Raw genomic sequence first — 18,260 nt, 5'->3', positions numbered from 1 at the left:
ATGAATTAGAAAACAAGGGTGATTTTTTGTGTGTGACATCTACGGAGGGTATGCGGGTATAAAAGAGAAATTGATGGAGAAATTACGCCATCCTTATTTCATAAACTATATTGAAGAACCATGTATTGATGAAGAGAAAATAGCATTGTTATATGGAGCTTTAAAAAGTGAAAATTTACATATAGAACAAATTGAGCATTATGTAGTAACGATTATGCTTGTGCAAATTGCGCTTGATACACATGAAAGAGTATCAAACAAAGCGGGGGAAGAAGCGATTGAATCGCATAAACGCCGCCAGTTAACAGTACTTGCAGGTGATTACTATAGTGGGCTATATTATTACTTATTGTCTATGAATCGTGATATTGTTTTAATTCGCGCGCTTGCTGAAGGAATTAAAGAGATTAATGAACATAAAATTATGCTATACCAAAAAGCGCATGACAAGATGGATAACATAATGGAGAGTGTAGTAACGATTGAATCTGCGCTCCTTCAAAAAACATGTGATCATTTCCATTTATCACATTGGAAACCATTTATAACGTATGTATTAGGGAAAAATCGTCTCCAAAAAGAATGTCAACTGTATGCTGATAAACAACATTCACCTGTTTTTCAAGCAGTGCAAGAGGCTTTAGGAGATAAAGCTGATGCAGAAACAGTTATTAATGAATGGATGATGGAATTACGAAAGAAAGAAGATCAATTTTTAGAAGATCACACAGACATAAGTGAAATAAATTCTGTGTTAAGAGATAAATCGAAGACATAAGCAATTTTACATTGGAAGAAGGTACGAGCATGCAACAATCAAAAGAAGAAAGAGTACATGATGTATTTGAGAAAATTTCAGATAAATACGATGTGATGAATTCTGTAATTAGTTTTCAAAGACATAAAGCATGGCGTAAAGAGACGATGCGTATTATGGATGTAAAACCTGGCAGTAAAGCGCTTGATGTGTGCTGCGGGACAGCGGATTGGACAATTGCGCTAGCAGGAGCTGTAGGTGAGCAGGGGAAGGTTGTTGGCCTAGACTTCAGTGAAAACATGTTATCTGTCGGTAAACAAAAGGTAGAGGCGTTACAATTAAAACAAGTAGAACTTCTACATGGAAATGCAATGGAACTTCCATTTGAAGATCATACATTTGATTATGTAACGATTGGATTTGGTTTGCGTAACGTACCAGATTATTTACACGTATTAAAAGAAATGACACGTGTAGTAAAACCAGGTGGTAAAGTAATCTGCCTAGAAACATCGCAACCAACAATGATTGGTTTTCGACAAGGGTATATTTTATACTTTAAATATATCATGCCGTTATTTGGAAAGATGTTTGCGAAAAGCTATAAAGAATATTCATGGCTTCAAGAATCCGCTAGTACATTCCCAGGGATGAAAGAATTGGCTCAAATGTTTGAGGAAGCTGGACTTGAACGTGTACAAGTGAAACCATTTACTTTTGGAGTAGCAGCGATGCATTTAGGTATGAAACCAGAATCAAAATAGAAAAAAGAAGTTTTAGGTTAAGGTGAACAATATGAAGTTACAACTTATGTACTCTTTTTTACGATCGGATATTAATGTAATAGAAAAAGAATTAAAAAAGACAGTTGCTTCTGAACAGCCATTAGTAGAAGAGGCGGCATTACAACTCATTGAAGCTGGTGGGAAGCGAATTCGTCCTGTATTCGTGTTGCTTGCAGGGAAATTCGGGGATTATAAGTTAGACGCAATTAAGCACGTCGCTGTTGCGTTGGAACTTATTCATATGGCTTCTCTCGTTCACGATGACGTTATTGATGCAGCGTTTTTACGACGCGGTAGTGCGACTGTGAATGCGAAATGGGGAGATCGTATTGCAATGTATACAGGAGACTATCTGTTTGCTAAGTCTCTTGAATGTGTAACAAATATCGAAATTCCAGAGGCGCATCAGGCACTGTCGCATACAATTTTAGAAGTATGTAAAGGTGAAATTGAACAAATTAAAGATAAATATAACTATGACCAAAATTTACGAACGTATTTAAGAAGGATAAAGCGAAAAACAGCATTATTAATTGCTGCGAGTTGTCAGCTGGGGGCGATTGCTGCTGGTGCTAATCGTGATATGGTAAATCGTTTGTTTTGGTATGGGTATTTCGTAGGAATGTCTTATCAAATTATTGATGACATTTTAGATTTCGTTTCAACAGAAGAGAAACTTGGAAAACCTGCTGGTGGTGACTTACTACAAGGAAATATTACGCTGCCTGCTTTATATGCGATGGAAGATCCAATACTCCGCAAGAAAATCACTTCTGTACATGAAAATACAACAGCAAGTGAAATGAAAGAAATTATTGATGCTGTAAAAAATAGTACAGCTATTGATCAAGCATTTGCGTTTAGCGAACGTTATTTACATAAAGCATTGGAAATAATAAAACCACTCCCACGTGGGCAAGCAAAGTATGCATTACAAAATGTTGCAAAGTATATTGGAAAACGAAAATTTTAGTGTTTATTCTAAAAAATAAAATAATCTCTCTATTTCAAAACTATTGCACAATTGTGATAAGGGTGTTAATATGTGTGTGGGGATATACAATTACATACATAATTCAGAAGTGGAGAGATTTTTTATGGAAAAAACATTTCTAATGGTAAAACCAGACGGTGTACAACGTGCCTTCATTGGGGAAATTGTAGCTCGTTTTGAGAAAAAGGGCTTTCAATTAGTTGGTGCAAAATTAATGCAAGTCACTCCGGAAATTGCTGGACAACACTACGGTGAGCATAAGGAAAAACCTTTCTTTGGTGAATTAGTAGACTTTATTACATCTGGACCTGTATTTGCAATGGTATGGCAAGGTGAAGGTGTAGTAGATACAGCTCGTAATATGATGGGTAAAACAAGACCACATGAAGCGGCTCCTGGAACAATTCGTGGAGATTTCGGTGTAACTGTTGCGAAAAACATTATCCACGGTTCTGATTCTTTAGAAAGCGCAGAGCGCGAGATTGCTATTTTCTTTAAAGAAGAAGAATTGGTAGACTACTCAAAATTAATGAATGAATGGATTTACTAATTATTTTGAAATAATTTGTAAACGCTTTAATCACTGTGATAATAGTAAAAAGTGCAAGAAGAATAGGGGTATTCTTCTTGCACTTTTTTTATTTGGATTAGTTACGAAGTTAGAGCGGTTATGATATATTGATATGTAAAGTAAAAGGCCTATCGGAGAATAAGCGAATGGCTGATCAATCATATAATTTCTTTCATATTTTTAGAGTAATGAAAGATAATATCATTGCTTAATATAGCGAGATAAATACATATACGAAAAGAGGAATAACGTATGCGATATATTACAGCTGGTGAATCTCATGGTCCACAACTTACAACGATTATAGAAGGTATTCCAGCAGGACTGCCTTTAGTAGCGGATGATATAAATGAAGAGTTAGCTAGAAGGCAAAAGGGATATGGGCGTGGTAGACGCATGCAAATTGAAACAGATCAAGTGCAAATTGCAAGTGGTGTTAGACATGGAGAGACATTAGGTTCTCCAATTGCACTTGTTGTTGAAAATCGTGATTTTGCACACTGGACAAAAATTATGGGTGCAGAGTCGTTAACGGAACAAGAAGAAAAAGAAATGAAGAGGAAAGTAACAAAACCAAGACCTGGACATGCTGATTTAAATGGTGCGATTAAATATGGTCATAGAGATATGAGAAATGTACTTGAACGTTCTTCAGCACGCGAAACGACAGTGCGTGTTGCTGCTGGTGCGGTTGCTAAAAAAGTGTTAGCGGAACTTGGTATTACAGTGGCAGGCCATGTAATTGAAATTGGCGGTGTACAAGCTAAGGAGATTACGTATCGTTCAATTGAAGAATTAAAAAGTATTACAGAAGCATCACCTGTACGTTGTTTAGATGAAGAAGCTGGCAACCAAATGATAAAAGCAATTGATGATGCGAAAGCAAATGGTGATTCAATCGGTGGCATCGTTGAAGTAATTGTGGAAGGAATGCCAATTGGAGTAGGAAGTTATGTGCATTATGATCGAAAACTGGATGCGAAATTAGCAGCCGCGATTATGAGCATTAATGCCTTTAAAGGTGTTGAGATTGGAATTGGTTTTGAAGCAGCGCATAGACCCGGAAGTGAAGTTCATGATGAAATTCTGTGGAATGAAGCACGTGGATATACACGAAGAACGAATCATGCAGGTGGATTAGAAGGCGGTATGACGACTGGAATGCCAATTGTTGTGCGCGGTGTGATGAAACCGATACCTACACTATATAAACCTCTTCAAAGTGTGGATATTGATACGAAAGAACCTTTTACAGCAAGCATTGAACGTTCAGATAGTTGTGCTGTACCAGCAGCTAGTGTCGTTGCAGAAGCTGTTGTGGCTTGGGAATTAGCGACTGCTTTAATAGAACAATTTGGATTAGATCGTATGGATCTTATTCGTGAAAATATGGAGAAACATAATGAATATGCGAGGGGATTTTAATGGAAAACATACATATTCAAACGAAATCAAAAGAATATGATGTACATGTTGGGAAAGAGGCATTATTACATTTGACAACATTTGTTCAAAATATGCAGCCAGTTGTATCTAACGTAATGATCATTTCAGATGAAGTTGTTGCATCTTTACATTTACAGACAGTTGTGAATGCATTGCAAGTAGAGCAAGAAGTATTTTCATTCGTTGTACCGAGTGGTGAAAAAGAGAAGTCTTTTGAAAATTTCTATGCGGCTCATACGTCAGCTCTTGAAAATAAATTAGATAGAAATTCTTTAATTATCGCACTTGGAGGCGGAATGATTGGAGATTTGGCTGGTTTTGTTGCTGCGTCGTTTATGCGTGGCATTCGCTTTGTCCAAGTTCCAACGACTTTATTAGCTCACGATAGTGCAGTAGGCGGGAAAGTAGCAATTAACCATCCGTTAGGGAAGAATATGATTGGTGCATTCCATCAGCCAGAAGCGGTTGTATATCATACACCATTTTTATACTCTCTTCCTGAAAAAGAATGGCGTTCAGGTTTTGCAGAAGTGATAAAACATGCTTTGATTGGTGATGTTGAACTGTATCATTGGTTAAAAGAAGAAGTGCAAACATTGGCGGATCTTCGTGATGAGAAGTTAATTCACATATTAATGAAGGCGATTCCTGTAAAAGCAAATATTGTATCACAAGATGAAACAGAAAAAGGTGTACGTGCTCATTTGAACTTTGGACATACGCTAGGGCATGCTCTTGAAAAAGAGATTGGATATGGAAATATTACTCACGGTGACGGAGTAGCAGTTGGGATGTTATTTGCTTTATTTTTAAGTGAGCAAGTGTATAAAGTTGATCTTGCTTATGAAGAGATAAAGCAGTGGTTCTTGCAATACGGCTATCCAAAAATGCCAAGCGATTTGAATGTAGAGCGCCTCGTTCAACTGATGAAACAAGATAAGAAAGCGAATGCTGGAACAATTCATATGGTACTTATGCAGGAATATGGGGTGGTGAACGTCGTATCTATTCCTGATGAGACTGTTCATATTGCGTTAGAAGCATTTCAAAAGGATATGGCTTAAAAATATAGGGACAGTTATGAAGTGCTTATTTAGAGGTGTTTTCGTAATAGTGACGGTTATGATAAAAGATTACAGTAAGGGATTATAATCCCTTACTGTAATCGAATTCAATAAAATGACTGGGGGAAGAAAAATGAGAGTGAAAGAGCAATTGTTAACTTTGAGAGCATATGTACCTGGGAAAAATATTGAAGAAGTAAAAAGAGAATATGGATTATCAAAAATTGTGAAATTAGCATCGAACGAAAATCCATTCGGTTGTTCTACAAATGTGACAGAAGCGTTAACATCATTAGTGAGTCAATACGCTCTTTATCCAGATGGATATGCTTTTGAACTTCGGACAAAAGTAGCTGATCATTTAGGTGTAAAAGCGGAACAACTGTTATTTGGTAGTGGGTTAGATGAAGTTATTCAAATGATTAGCCGTGCCTTACTACATGAAGGAACAAATGTTGTAATGGCGAATCCTACATTCTCGCAATACCATCACCATGCTGTTATTGAAGGGGCAGAAGTTCGTGAAGTATCACTTAAAGATGGCATTCACGATTTAGATGCAATGTTACAACAAGTAGATGATAAAACGAAGATTGTGTGGATTTGTAATCCGAATAACCCGACAGGTACATATGTAGAGAAACAAAAATTACTTTCATTTTTAGAATCAGTACCTAAGTCAGCGCTCGTTATTATGGATGAAGCATATTATGAATATGCGGAAGCAAAAGACTATCCGCAAACATTGCCACTTCTTGAAAAATATGAAAATCTTATGGTATTACGTACATTTTCAAAAGCATATGGCTTAGCTGCTTTTCGAATTGGATATGCGATTGGTGATGCGAAGTTAATCGGGCAGTTGGAAGTAGCAAGGTTACCGTTCAATACATCGACTGTAGCCCAAGCTGTAGCAATAGCTGCATTAGAAGATCAAACATTTTTACAAGACTGTGTGCAAAAAAATGCTGAAGGGTTAAATCAATACTATGCATTTTGTAAGGAATATAACGTATTCTATTATCCGTCTCAAACAAATTTCATTTTCTTAAAACTTGGTATTTCTGGTAATGAAGCTTTCGAACGATTAATGAAGAAAGGATATATTGTTCGTTCTGGTGCTGCATTTGGAATACATGATGGCATTCGTATTACCGTCGGATTGAAAGAAGAAAATGATGAAATTATAGAATTACTGAAAGAGCTTGTAAATGAGCAAGTTAAGAAAGAAGAAACCTATTCTTAAGAAATTGTGAAGGCTCCTTTTATAGGAGTCTTTTTTATCCCGCATGAACAGCTCCTAAAAGCTTGGTTGGTGTTGCTTCATAATTAATAAGGGAAGTTATTTGCACGGTCATGAAAGAAAACGGTACAATAGAAAGTAGTGAGGGATCGGTGTCACATCCGAACTTTTTGAACAAGTAGCTACGCTATAAGAAAAAGTACAAGAAGGAGCATGCCCATTCTAAAGGTTGCGTTATAATAGTGCGTTGCTTATGATAAAGTGAAACTTTAATCAGTGGGGGATGTTTATCCCCCGCTAATTATTAGTTGAACCAATCGGGCTTTTATGGGCAGTTGATCCCCAAACTAACTTCTTTGCCTTAGCTGAATTTTGAGGTGGGGGTCTGACTGCCCGTTAATAGCGGGATAAATGAACAGAAGAGAATATTTTTTAGAATTAAAGGAGACGTTTATGCAAAAGTTTGAACAAGCTGTGTCATATATTGAAAATGGTGAAGCGGAAAAAGGATTACAATTATTAAAAGAACAATTACAAGTTGCGAATGATGAAGAGAAGTATGATATCGCTCGCTACTATCATACACTTGGGTTTACGGATGAGGCGCTAGTAATAACAGAAGATTTACGTTTGCTATATCCGGAAGAGAGTGAATTTACGGTATTTTTAGCAGAATTATATATTGATTTAGATAAAGAAGATGAAGCGATTGAAGTACTTCATGATATTCCAGAAAATGATGATTTATATGTTCAATCGTTATTGCTTGTTGCAGATTTATTCCAAATGCAAGGTTTTGATGATGTAGCAGAGCAAAAACTATTAAAGGCGAAAGAATTGATGCCTGACGAACCTGTTATTACGTTTGGATTAGCAGAATTATATAGTAGTAAAGGTGAAGAACAAAAGGCAATTACTTATTACGAGTCGCTATTAGCGGAACATAAAGTAATGGGGGGTGTTGTCATTGCACTTCGTCTCGCAGAAACGTTAAGTGCAATTGGAAACTGGGAAGAAGCGATCTCTTACTATGAAGCAGGCTTAGAGGAGCAAAAAGATATTCACTCCTTATTTGGATATGCTTTCACATTATATCAAGGAGAAGAATATCAAAGAGCAATTGGTGCTTGGCAAGAACTAAAAGAATTAGATCCTGAGTACGCATCACTATACATGTATTTAGCGAAAAGCTATGAAAAAGAAGGAATGCTGCAAGAAAGCTATGAAACACTTCAAGAAGGAATTAAAGTAGATGAGCTTGCTGTTCCGTTTTATGTAGAATTAGCGAGCATTGCAGCTAAATTAGGAAAAGTAGCAGAGGCAGAGGAAGTGCTTCAAAAAGCGCTTGAGTTAGATCCAGGACATTTAGGTGCAATATTAAAGTATGCATATATTTTAAAAGGACAAGAAAAGTATGAAGAGTTAATCACAGTTGTAGAGCGTGCTATTGATAGCGGAGAGCCAGATACACAACTACTTTGGGATCTTGCGTTTGCAAAAAAACAATTAGAAATGTATTCGGATGCATTAAAGCACTATGAAAGTGCATATACTTCTTTTAAGAATCATCCAGACTTCTTGGAAGAGTACGGTTATTTCTTATTGGAAGAAGGAATGCGAAAAGAGGCCAAAGAAGTGTTTACTCAGTTATTACAACTAGACCCGACACAAATTCATATTGAAGAGTTGTTATATAATTTAGAGGATTTTTCATAAGTTGGAAGGAAACTGAATGCCGCTTCTTGAATCTAAAAAGAAAAGAGAAAGACAGAGGAGGGACTTAATTGCTATGAATACCCCTGTTTCTGTAAACGAGAAGAAGGATTTTGTGAAATGGTTTTTGAATAATTACCAACTGAAACAGCGTGAATGTGTATGGATTTTGAATTATTTAATGAGTCACGACCAATTAATGCATAAAGTCCACTTCGTAGAGCATGCAAAATATTGTCCGCGTGGCTTAGTAATGTCAGCAAATTGCGTGAAAGACACACCGTTTCACTTTTTTAAACAAAATGTTATGACAACAGATGCTGAAAAATCGTTTCATGATATTCGTTTAAATCGAGATGAGGATATTTATATTCAACTCAACTTTAAATCATCGTTCCAAAACGCAAACTATGTAGCTGTATTAGAAGACAATCCATATTTACCAAAGCATATTGAAGTAAATGAAAAAGATCGTTTACTTGCAGAGAGATTTTTAGAAGAGAGTGTATTTTCATTTAGAAGAGAACGTCTTTTGAAACAAATTGATGAAGCATTGGATAAGCAAGATAAGGAAGCGTTTCATAGGTTAACGGCGGAGTTAAAGACTTTATAGGATTTATTTGAATTATTAAATTTTTACAAATTTCGGACTTTTTTAAGAAAAACTACCTATCTTGGGTGGTTTTTCTTTTTTTACCCCTTTTAGTATGGTTTAATATATATAAAGTGAAAGTTCTGTCATTTTAGCTGGAGGGAGGGAAGAAATGTGAAATGGATTGTAAAAGACGTGGAACAGTTTGAGCAAGCAAGGGAGTATGTAGATACAGGGGTAATACCTCTTTTGTCAATTTCAGCAGCAAAAGAAATGAAAACGGTAGTAGAACAAGGTGAATTTATTGAATTGTTGAGTATGGAGTTGGAAAGAGAATATAAAGGAAGAGTGCTTTTACTACCTGCATTTACGTATTTAGTAGAAAGTCAAAAGAATGAAAAAGCTCGTTTGCAAGAATGGACAGATCATTTACAAAGTCAAGGCTTTAAACATATTGCTTATGTTACAAGTGATTTTTCATGGAAAGAAGATATGCAAGAGTTACAGGGGGATTTATTTTGGTTACCCTCATTAGCGTTAGAACAATTTAGTGATCAAGCGAAGAGAGAAGTCATTCACGCTCATATAAAAAATATAATGGTAATGTTAGAAGAAAAATGGGGAAAATAGCAATAAACAGAAAGTTCTTATTATTATGAGTAGTATGATATTGACCTGCGCATGAGGGTATTATATCATGATAGTGTCCTAGTATTTATTTTTTATATTATTTTTCACGAGGGGACAATTTCTGATAGAGGGGGGAAATTTTCGTGAGCGAGAAAGAACATCGTGTGTCAAGAAGACAGTTTTTAAATTACACACTTACAGGAGTAGGAGGCTTTATGGCAGCGGGTATTTTAATGCCGATGACGCGATTTGCGCTTGATCCGGTGTTAAGAAAAGAAGCGGGAACAGATATGGTTGCTGTTGCGCAAGTAAAGGATATTACAACAGAGCCGAAGCGTTTCGACTTTAAGGTGAAACAGGTTGACGGATGGTACAAGTCTGAAGAGCCAAAATCTGCTTGGGTGCATAAAGATGAAAGCGGAGACATCGTTGCATTTTCTCCAGTGTGTAAACATTTAGGGTGTACAGTGAACTGGAATTCGGACAAAGCACATCCGAATCAATTCTTTTGCCCTTGTCACGGAGGACGTTATACAAAAGATGGTATGAACATTAAAGGCACACCGCCACTTGCTCCGCTTGATGTGTACGAGTCTAAAGTGAAAGATGGAACGCTGTATTTAGGAAAAGCGAAGCCAAAAGGGGGTGCAAAGTAGATGCTAAATAAAATTTATGATTGGGTAGATGAACGTTTAGATATTACACCGATATGGCGCGATATCGCTGATCATGAAGTACCTGAACATGTAAACCCGGCACATCACTTTTCTGCATTCGTTTATTGCTTTGGAGGACTTACCTTTTTCGTTACTGTAATTCAAATTTTATCTGGAATGTTTTTGACGATGTATTATGTGCCTGATATTAAAAATGCGTGGGAATCTGTTTACTATTTACAAAATGAAGTTGCGTACGGGCAAATTGTTCGTGGTATGCACCACTGGGGTGCTAGTCTCGTAATTGTAATGATGTTTTTACATACACTCAGAGTTTTCTTCCAAGGTGCGTATAAAAAACCTCGTGAGTTAAACTGGATTGTTGGTGTTCTTATTTTCTTTGTTATGTTAGGTCTTGGTTTTACCGGATATTTATTACCGTGGGATATGAAAGCGTTATTTGCTACGAAAGTAGGGATTCAAATCGCAGAGCAAACGCCGCTCATTGGTCCTTATATTAAAACATTACTCGCTGGTCATTCCGAAATTGTTGGCGCTCAAACATTAACTCGCTTCTTTGCTATTCACGTCTTCTTCTTACCAGCAGCACTTCTAGGTTTAATGGCCTTCCACTTCATCATGATTCGCAAACAAGGTATTTCCGGTCCACTATAAGAGATTGCTAAATTAAAGGGGAAAGAACTAAAGGAGGGAGATTATGCATCGCGGCAAAGGAATGAAATTTGTAGGAGATTCTCGAGTACCAGTAGCTCGGAAACCAAATATTCCAAAAGATTATTCTGAATACCCAGGAAAAACAGAAGCATTTTGGCCGAACTTCTTGTTAAAAGAATGGATGGTTGGTGCAGTTTTTTTAATCGGTTATTTATGTTTAACAGTGGCACATCCGTCACCGCTTGAGAGAATGGCGGATCCGACAGATGCCGGATATATACCACTTCCAGATTGGTATTTCTTATTTTTGTATCAGTTACTAAAGTATTCTTATGCTTCTGGTTCATTTACTGTAATTGGAGCGTTTATTATGCCAGGGATTGCGTTCGGAGCATTGCTGTTAGCTCCATTTCTCGATCGAGGTCCAGAAAGACGCCCGTTGAAGCGTCCTGTAGCCACTGGATTTATGCTTTTAGCAATTGCATCGATTATCTTTTTAACTTGGGAATCTGTAGCACACCACGACTGGGAAGCTGCAAAGAAACAAGGCGCAATTGTAAAAACAGCACCAGTTGATAAAAATGATGACGGCTACAAGTTAATGCAAAAAAATACTTGTTTAACGTGTCATGGTGATAATTTACAAGGCGGGGCGGCAGCACCAGCTTTGCAGAACTTAACTTTAAAACCTGAAGAAATCGCTAAAATTGCGAAAGATGGAAAAGGTTCCATGCCTAAAGGTGTATTTAAAGGTACGGATGAAGAACTGAAAAAGCTTTCGGAATTCGTTGCAAAGTATAATAAAAAATAATAGAAAAGCTGACTACAAATTTTGTGGTCAGCTTTTTATTTTGATGACAGAAAGTTTACTATATAATAGAGTAGAGTTTGAGGAAAGAATGAAAGGTGTTGGACATACAGCTTGGTTTACTTGTATGCAATGTTAAGACAACGCTCAGTATTATTATTTTTATTGATTGTTAACATACTAGGTACAATTTACGGATTTATATGGTATGGAAATCAATTAAAAGAAACGTCACCTATATTTTGGCCGTTTGTACCAGATAGTCCTATGGCGACTCTCTTTTTTGTCTTTGTTTTAATTGCTTTCTTGGTAAAGCGAAACTGGGGATTAATAGAGGCGCTGGCAATTGTAACTTTAATAAAATATGGTATATGGGCTGTTGTTGTAAATGTGGTTATGATTTATGTAAAAGGTCCTATTGGCTTGATGGGGTATATGTTAATGCTATCGCATTTTGCAATGGCAGTGCAGGGAGTGTTATATGCTCCGTTTTACCGTATAAAAAAATGGCATTTTGTAGTAGCAGGTATATGGACATTACATAATGACGCAATTGATTATTTATTTTGGCAAATGCCGAGATACGGAATTATGCATTTGTTTGTAGAGAAAATTGGTTATTTTACATTTTGGTTAAGTATTGTCGTACTGTGCATCACATACTATTATTGCTTACGTGAGCGCCGAAAACAGTTTTCTTTATGATGGTGTGAACATTTAGGGGGAGAAAATGAAGAGAAGTAAGAGTGGAAAAATATTGGATCGATTGATTACGTTAGTTGTTTCATATAGCATAGCATTTTCTATTTTTGCACTTGCAACAATGGCAGTTATATATGGAAAATGGCTGTATTATTTTGAAATTGATTTTTTAAACATTCCAGATTTAGCGGATATGACAAAAGATGAAATTAAGAGAAATTATGATGTGCTAATTACATATTTATCTCCGTTTTATGACGGAGCATTACATTTACCGACATTAGATATGTCTACAAATGGTCGTATTCATTTTGTAGATGTTAAAAATATTATAGTAAAGATTCAATATGTGATGTATGCGACAATTATGATTGTAGTGATAGGCGGCGTTTATTTATTAAAAAGAAAAAACGAAAAATTTTTACTGCATGGATCGATTGTAACAATTATATTTCCGATAGCACTGGTGTTGCCAATCGCTATTAATTTTGAAAAGAGTTTTGTATTATTCCATAAGCTGTTATTCAGTAACGATTATTGGATGTTTGATATTGAATCGGATCCGATTATTTTAATGCTACCAGAAGAATTTTTTATGCATGCGGCGTGTGCTATTTTATTATTCATTTTAGGTGGTAGTATACTTTGTTACAGCTTGTATAGATATTTCGTAAAAAAGAAAAGGATTTCAAAGGAAAAATTCTCTGCTTAAAGAGAATTTTTTTGTTTGTAAAACGATAATATATTTTTCGGGGCAGTTCTGTTCTATTCTTGTCCAATTCCACATATTTTGTACTAGTAGTTATAGGGGGGACCGGGATGAAGAGAACATTAATTGGATTGATAGCATTTCTAATTATAATGTTTCCGTTACGTATATATGCTGAAGAGTGGAGTGAACTAACGGGGTTGCTAGACGACTCGTTACAGTTAGTGAAGCGTAATGAAGATGAAAAAGCAGTACAAGTATTACAATATTTCTCGGAGCAGTTTTTAGTGAAGGGGAATGAAAAGAAGCAAGAAGTAACACCAGATCAAATTAGAGTCATTTCTTTAGCTTACGACAAAGCGAAACAATCTCTCTCGGAAGAAGATTTAGGTAAGCAAGTTAAAATTGATAATGTGATAGCATTACAACTTGCTGTTGATGCGCAAGTATCGAAATATCAACCGCTTTGGATGGAAAGAGAAGGGAAAGTAATGGATGCTTTTTCTCAAATGGAAAAAGCGATGAAAAAAGAAGATACTGGACAGTTTCAGCAAACGTTAAATACATTCTTAAATGAATTTAATATTATTTACCCAAGCCTAATGATTGCTTTGCCAGAAAACGAGGTGCAACGTGTAAATGCTCATTTATCTTATTTGGATGAATTTCGTAACGTTATGTTAAAAACGAAAGGTGGGCAAATGCAATTAGGAATCATTAAAGGAGATTTGCAAAAGATATTTCACACAGTAAAAAAAGATGAAATTGCCCCCTCTCTCATTTGGTTTATGACAATTACTGGAGGACTTATTTTATTCACATTAACTTATGTTGGATGGAGAAAGTATAAAGGTGAGCGAGAGAAAAGAAAAAGTAATGTACATTCTAAAAATAGATAATGCGATAAAGTGAAACTTTAATCAGTGGGGAGGTTCATACCTCATTGATTATTAGCCCTCATCAATCGGGCGTTTACGGGCAGTGGATATACCGCTTAAGTTCTTTGCTCCAGCAGAATTTTGAGGTGGGAGTCTAACTGTCTACAAATAGCGGGATAAATAAAGATACGGATTGTAAGGTTTATTCATTGACAATGGTGGCAGAAAAAAATAGAATGAGAAGTACTATAATTAAAACTTCAATGGAGGTTCATGATGTTTTATTTAATTTACTTCGCGATCATTTTGATCATACCGTTGTATGCACAGTCAAAAGTACGTAGTGCCTATAGCAAGTATTCACAAGTTTATTCAACATCAGGTATGACAGGAGCAGAAGTGGCTCGGAAAATTTTAGATGAAAACGGATTATACAACGTAGCTGTAGAAGAAACGCCAGGTCATTTATCAGACCATTATGATCCAACTGCCAAAACAGTTCGATTATCAACAGATAACTACTATGGCCATTCAGTTGCTGGTACAGCAGTAGCAGCACACGAAGTAGGGCATGCGATTCAAGATGCAAAAGATTATAATTTCATGCGTGTTCGTCATTCATTAGTACCAGTTGCTAATTTTGGCTCGAATATGTCTTGGGTTTTCGTCTTAATTGGTGTGTTTGCACAAATGTCTGGTTTATTGTTGCTAGGAATTATTTTGATGGCAGCAGGTGTTGTTTTTCAACTTGTTACATTACCAGTTGAGTTTGATGCATCAAAACGCGCAATGCAACAAATTGAAGCACTTGGTATCGTATCGACAGATGAGTACGGCCAAGCTCGTAAAGTATTAAATGCGGCAGCATTAACATATGTAGCAGCTGCAGCTGTAGCGGTATTTGAATTATTACGTCTTGTATTAATATATACTGGTATGCAGCGTAGCGACGACTAAAGACTATCAATTTTGATAGTCTTTTTTATTATCTGTAATAAATGGACAGGATAAAATGAAAGAAATATTGTAGGGAAATCATAATTAAGTAGCATACGATGAGGGGGGAGATAATGGAATATCCAGACTATATAGTAAAGCAAGTGAAAGAGCGTAGTGCTTCGTATCAGCTAGAAGGTTTTCTAAGTGGACAAGGCCCTGGAACCCCCAAAATTATGCTCGTTGGTGAAGCACCTGGTGAAACAGAAATTCATAATGGGATTCCGTTTAGCGGTAGAGCTGGAAAACATTTAATGGAGTTTTTAGAACGTATTCATGTTACAAGGGAAGAAGTATATATTACGAGTGCGGTCCGGAGTAGGCCATATAAATGGCGAGAGAAAAAAGAACGAAATGGCGAAAAAATACAGAAAAAGTATAATAGAACACCAAATCAAGGAGAAATACTTGCTCATGCACCTTTATTAGATTATGAGTTGGAACATATAGACCCTCCTGTTATCGTTACGCTTGGTAATATTGCATTACAGCGTTTAGTCGGTAAAAATCATAAAATTACAGATGTTCATGGAGAATTGTTAAAACAACCCGTGCAACAATTGAAAGATAGTTGCTGTACAGAATTTGTATGGACAGAAAAAGAATATTCTATTTTTCCGACCTTTCATCCAGCTTCTATTTTTTATAATCGGAGTTTGTTGGAGCTTATTTATGAGGATTGGGAGAAGCTTAAAAGATATGTAATAAAAAACTAGAAAAGCTAAAGAGCTTTTCTAGTTGAATTTAATTATGTAACGGATTTTTATTTTCATCTAATGTAAAACCTTCACCAACTACATCATGTACGTCACTTACAGCAACAAAGGCATGAGGATCTACAGAAGTAATAATATTTTTTAATTTCACGATTTCATTTTTAGCGACAACGCAATACAATACGTTCCGTTCCACTTTCGTATACGATCCAACAGCTTTTAAAAAGGTTGCTCCGCGCTCCATGTCAGATAAAATTTGGGCAGCAATTTCATCGTTTTTATCTGAGATAATAGTTGCTCCTTTTGCCGCATAGGCTCCTTCTTGCATAAAGTCAATGACTTTCGCTCCGATAAAAACAGCAACTAACGTATACATGCCTTCGCGGTATGATAAATAGGTAAGAATAGAGACGATAATGACGATAGCATCAAACATAAACATTGTTTTCCCCATACTCCAGCCAACATATTTATGAGCGAGTCTTGCGATAATATCTACACCGCCAGTAGTCCCCCCATATTTAAATATTATGCCAAGACCGATACCGATAAATGCCCCGGCGAATAAAGCCGCGAGTGTCATATCATTTTGTAAGTTTAAATGTAAGTTAAGAACGTCGTAACGCTGAAAAATCCATAGAAATAAAGATACGCTGAATGTGCCGATTAGTGTATAGATAAATGTCGTTCTTCCAAGTAACTTCCAACCAATAAAAAATATAGGGATATTTAAAATTAAGTTTGAATAAGAAGGGTCAAACTTAAATAGAAAATACAATAATAGTGTAATACCGGTAAATCCACCTTCTGCAAGGTGATTTTCAATATTGATATTCACAATACCGAAAGAAAAAATAGCGGAACCGATTAAAATGAAAATGATATTTCGAATCTTCAAACTTGATGTCATATAGAAATCCCCCTAATTATGTAGATTGCATTGCTCCGCTGAAACGGTAAAACATAATGATAAGTAATTTCTAGTTGTTAATAAAAATAGTGAAGGCTATAAAAAAACAATTGATTTTAGCTGATCTTTTGCCAAAACCGCAAAAGAAAGTTTCACTTCATTATAGTCTATCCAAAAAAGGGTCGCAAATAGGTGTTTGGCGGGGAATAATATTTGTCAAATCGCGATGAATTGGCTAACATGAAAGAGGAAGGATTAGAGGTGATTAGTATGGAAGCAAAAACGATGAAAGATATGCAGAAAGAAGTAGATGCATATATTGGTCAGTTTAAAGAAGGTTATTTCAGTCCGCTTGCAATGATGGCTCGTTTAACGGAAGAAATGGGAGAGCTTGCGAGGGAAGTAAACCATTACTATGGTGAGAAACCGAAGAAAACAACTGAAACAGAACGTAGTATTGAAGAAGAGCTTGGAGATGTATTGTTTGTTATGATTTGTATGGCAAATAGTTTAAATATTGATTTAGAAACAGCGCATAACATTGTAATGGAAAAATTTAATACACGTGATAAAGATCGCTGGACACGCATTGATGAGGGAGAGAAAGAATAATGAAAGAAATTAAAGTAATTATCGCTGGACCAAGAGGACGTATGGGACATGAAGCAGTCCTTCTTATGGAAAGAACAGAACATTTCAATTTAGTAGCAGCAGTAGACTATAAGCACGCTGGAGAAAAGATTTCAGACTTACCTGGTATGCCGATGTTAGATACACCGATTTACGCAGATTTACATACTTGTTTAGATGAAGTGGAAGCAGATGTATTATTAGATTTAACAACACCAGAAGTTGGAAAGAAACATGTGACACTTGCAGTTGAACGTGGACTTCGATCTGTTATTGGTACAACTGGATTTACGGAAGAAGAACTAAAGCAATTAACAGAAAATGCAAAAGAAAATAAAGTAGGAACAATTATCGCTCCAAACTTTGCAATTGGTGCAGTTCTTATGATGAAATTTTCACAAATGGCAGCGAAGTACTTCCAAGACGTTGAAGTAATTGAATTACACCATGATCAAAAATTAGATGCACCATCTGGTACAGCTGTCAAAACAGTAGAATTAATTCGTCAAAATCGTGAATCAAAGCAGCAAGGTCATCCAAACGAAGTAGAGCAACTAGAAGGTGCTCGTGGTGCAAATGTAGACGGTATTCACATTCATAGTGTACGTTTACCAGGACTTATTGCACACCAAGAAGTAATGTTCGGCGGGGATGGACAAATGTTAACGGTTCGCCACGATTCATTCAATCGTGCATCATTTATGTCAGGTGTAAAACTATCAATTGAAACAGTAATGAACATTGATCATCTTGTGTACGGTTTAGAAAACATTATCGACTAAAGG

General features: G+C 36.2%; 21 protein-coding genes. 20 read left to right on the top strand and 1 reads right to left on the bottom strand.

The features are described 5' to 3' along the window. Positions 1–28 precede the first annotated feature (28 nt). The 18 genes from A6J74_RS09245 to A6J74_RS09155 all read left to right on the top strand — a co-directional run bounded on the left by A6J74_RS09245 (position 29) and on the right by A6J74_RS09155 (position 15,935). On the top strand, positions 29–778 hold the full coding sequence (locus A6J74_RS09245) for a heptaprenyl diphosphate synthase component 1 (protein WP_000332836.1): 750 nt from the start codon (positions 29–31) through the stop codon (positions 776–778). A gap of 29 nt (positions 779–807) precedes the next feature. Further along, complete coding sequence (gene menG, locus A6J74_RS09240) at positions 808–1,521, top strand: 2-heptaprenyl-1,4-naphthoquinone methyltransferase (RefSeq protein WP_001187664.1); 714 nt, start codon at positions 808–810, stop codon at positions 1,519–1,521. A 31-nt stretch (positions 1,522–1,552) separates the two neighbouring features. Continuing rightward, positions 1,553–2,515 (top strand): heptaprenyl diphosphate synthase component II, encoded by a 963-nt coding sequence (gene hepT / locus A6J74_RS09235; RefSeq protein WP_000776088.1) that lies wholly within the window; start codon positions 1,553–1,555, stop codon positions 2,513–2,515. Between the two features lie 124 nt (positions 2,516–2,639). Further along, positions 2,640–3,086 (top strand): nucleoside-diphosphate kinase, encoded by a 447-nt coding sequence (gene ndk, locus A6J74_RS09230; RefSeq protein WP_000415890.1) that lies wholly within the window; start codon positions 2,640–2,642, stop codon positions 3,084–3,086. 273 nt (positions 3,087–3,359) lie between these two features. Then, positions 3,360–4,532: a chorismate synthase gene (aroC, locus tag A6J74_RS09225; RefSeq protein ID WP_001269353.1), complete on the top strand. Its 1,173-nt coding sequence runs from the start codon at positions 3,360–3,362 to the stop codon at positions 4,530–4,532. After that, positions 4,532–5,617: a 3-dehydroquinate synthase gene (aroB, locus tag A6J74_RS09220; RefSeq protein ID WP_000427689.1), complete on the top strand. Its 1,086-nt coding sequence runs from the start codon at positions 4,532–4,534 to the stop codon at positions 5,615–5,617. The genes aroC and aroB overlap by 1 nt, the downstream gene beginning before the upstream one ends. A gap of 133 nt (positions 5,618–5,750) precedes the next feature. Continuing rightward, positions 5,751–6,863: a histidinol-phosphate transaminase gene (gene hisC, locus A6J74_RS09215; protein ID WP_001264040.1), complete on the top strand. Its 1,113-nt coding sequence runs from the start codon at positions 5,751–5,753 to the stop codon at positions 6,861–6,863. A gap of 450 nt (positions 6,864–7,313) precedes the next feature. Next, positions 7,314–8,576 carry a tetratricopeptide repeat protein gene (locus A6J74_RS09210; protein ID WP_001168690.1) on the top strand — a complete coding sequence of 421 codons (1,263 nt, stop codon included), beginning with the start codon at positions 7,314–7,316 and terminating at the stop codon, positions 8,574–8,576. 73 nt (positions 8,577–8,649) lie between these two features. Beyond that, positions 8,650–9,186, top strand: coding sequence for a ReoY family proteolytic degradation factor (locus A6J74_RS09205; RefSeq protein ID WP_001095919.1), 537 nt, complete (start codon positions 8,650–8,652; stop codon positions 9,184–9,186). A gap of 153 nt (positions 9,187–9,339) precedes the next feature. Beyond that, entirely contained in the window at positions 9,340–9,795 is a 456-nt protein-coding gene (locus A6J74_RS09200; protein ID WP_000871316.1) for a YpiF family protein, read from the top strand. A gap of 143 nt (positions 9,796–9,938) precedes the next feature. Then, the gene (gene qcrA, locus A6J74_RS09195) at positions 9,939–10,451 is read left to right on the top strand and encodes a menaquinol-cytochrome c reductase iron-sulfur subunit (protein ID WP_001290419.1); all 513 of its coding nucleotides are present in this window, start codon (positions 9,939–9,941) and stop codon (positions 10,449–10,451) included. Continuing rightward, positions 10,452–11,126, top strand: coding sequence for a menaquinol-cytochrome c reductase cytochrome b subunit (gene qcrB, locus A6J74_RS09190; RefSeq protein WP_000932700.1), 675 nt, complete (start codon positions 10,452–10,454; stop codon positions 11,124–11,126). Between the two features lie 43 nt (positions 11,127–11,169). Beyond that, positions 11,170–11,937, top strand: coding sequence for a menaquinol-cytochrome c reductase cytochrome b/c subunit (qcrC, locus tag A6J74_RS09185; RefSeq protein ID WP_000554601.1), 768 nt, complete (start codon positions 11,170–11,172; stop codon positions 11,935–11,937). Positions 11,938–12,048: 111 nt separating this feature from the next. Continuing rightward, positions 12,049–12,639, top strand: a complete 591-nt coding sequence (lhaT, locus tag A6J74_RS09175) for a lipoprotein heptaprenylglyceryl N-acetyltransferase LhaT (protein WP_000262817.1) — start codon at positions 12,049–12,051, stop codon at positions 12,637–12,639. A 25-nt stretch (positions 12,640–12,664) separates the two neighbouring features. Further along, complete coding sequence (gene lit / locus A6J74_RS09170) at positions 12,665–13,348, top strand: lipoprotein intramolecular transacylase Lit (protein WP_000830607.1); 684 nt, start codon at positions 12,665–12,667, stop codon at positions 13,346–13,348. Between the two features lie 107 nt (positions 13,349–13,455). After that, complete coding sequence (ypjB, locus tag A6J74_RS09165) at positions 13,456–14,244, top strand: sporulation protein YpjB (RefSeq protein WP_000831603.1); 789 nt, start codon at positions 13,456–13,458, stop codon at positions 14,242–14,244. Positions 14,245–14,499: 255 nt separating this feature from the next. After that, entirely contained in the window at positions 14,500–15,180 is a 681-nt protein-coding gene (locus A6J74_RS09160; RefSeq protein WP_000499539.1) for a zinc metallopeptidase, read from the top strand. Between the two features lie 113 nt (positions 15,181–15,293). Then, complete coding sequence (locus A6J74_RS09155) at positions 15,294–15,935, top strand: uracil-DNA glycosylase (protein WP_000456307.1); 642 nt, start codon at positions 15,294–15,296, stop codon at positions 15,933–15,935. A gap of 28 nt (positions 15,936–15,963) precedes the next feature. Here A6J74_RS09155 and A6J74_RS09150 read toward each other — a convergent pair whose 3' ends face one another. After that, the gene (locus tag A6J74_RS09150; protein ID WP_000204285.1) at positions 15,964–16,845 is read right to left on the bottom strand and encodes a YitT family protein; all 882 of its coding nucleotides are present in this window, start codon (positions 16,843–16,845) and stop codon (positions 15,964–15,966) included. A 270-nt stretch (positions 16,846–17,115) separates the two neighbouring features. Here A6J74_RS09150 and A6J74_RS09145 point away from each other — a divergent pair, with 270 nt between their 5' ends. Together A6J74_RS09145 and dapB are read left to right on the top strand one after the other, a co-directional pair. Next, the gene (locus A6J74_RS09145) at positions 17,116–17,457 is read left to right on the top strand and encodes a nucleotide pyrophosphohydrolase (protein WP_044810165.1); all 342 of its coding nucleotides are present in this window, start codon (positions 17,116–17,118) and stop codon (positions 17,455–17,457) included. After that, positions 17,457–18,257, top strand: coding sequence for a dihydrodipicolinate reductase (gene dapB, locus A6J74_RS09140; RefSeq protein WP_000658795.1), 801 nt, complete (start codon positions 17,457–17,459; stop codon positions 18,255–18,257). Before A6J74_RS09145 ends, dapB begins: the two co-directional genes overlap by 1 nt. Positions 18,258–18,260 lie beyond the last annotated feature (3 nt).

The sequence above is a fragment of the Bacillus sp. FDAARGOS_235 genome (assembly GCF_002073415.2).
GTDB lineage: Bacteria > Bacillota > Bacilli > Bacillales > Bacillaceae_G > Bacillus_A > Bacillus_A toyonensis.
This window is presented reverse-complemented; position numbering and strand designations above follow the sequence as displayed.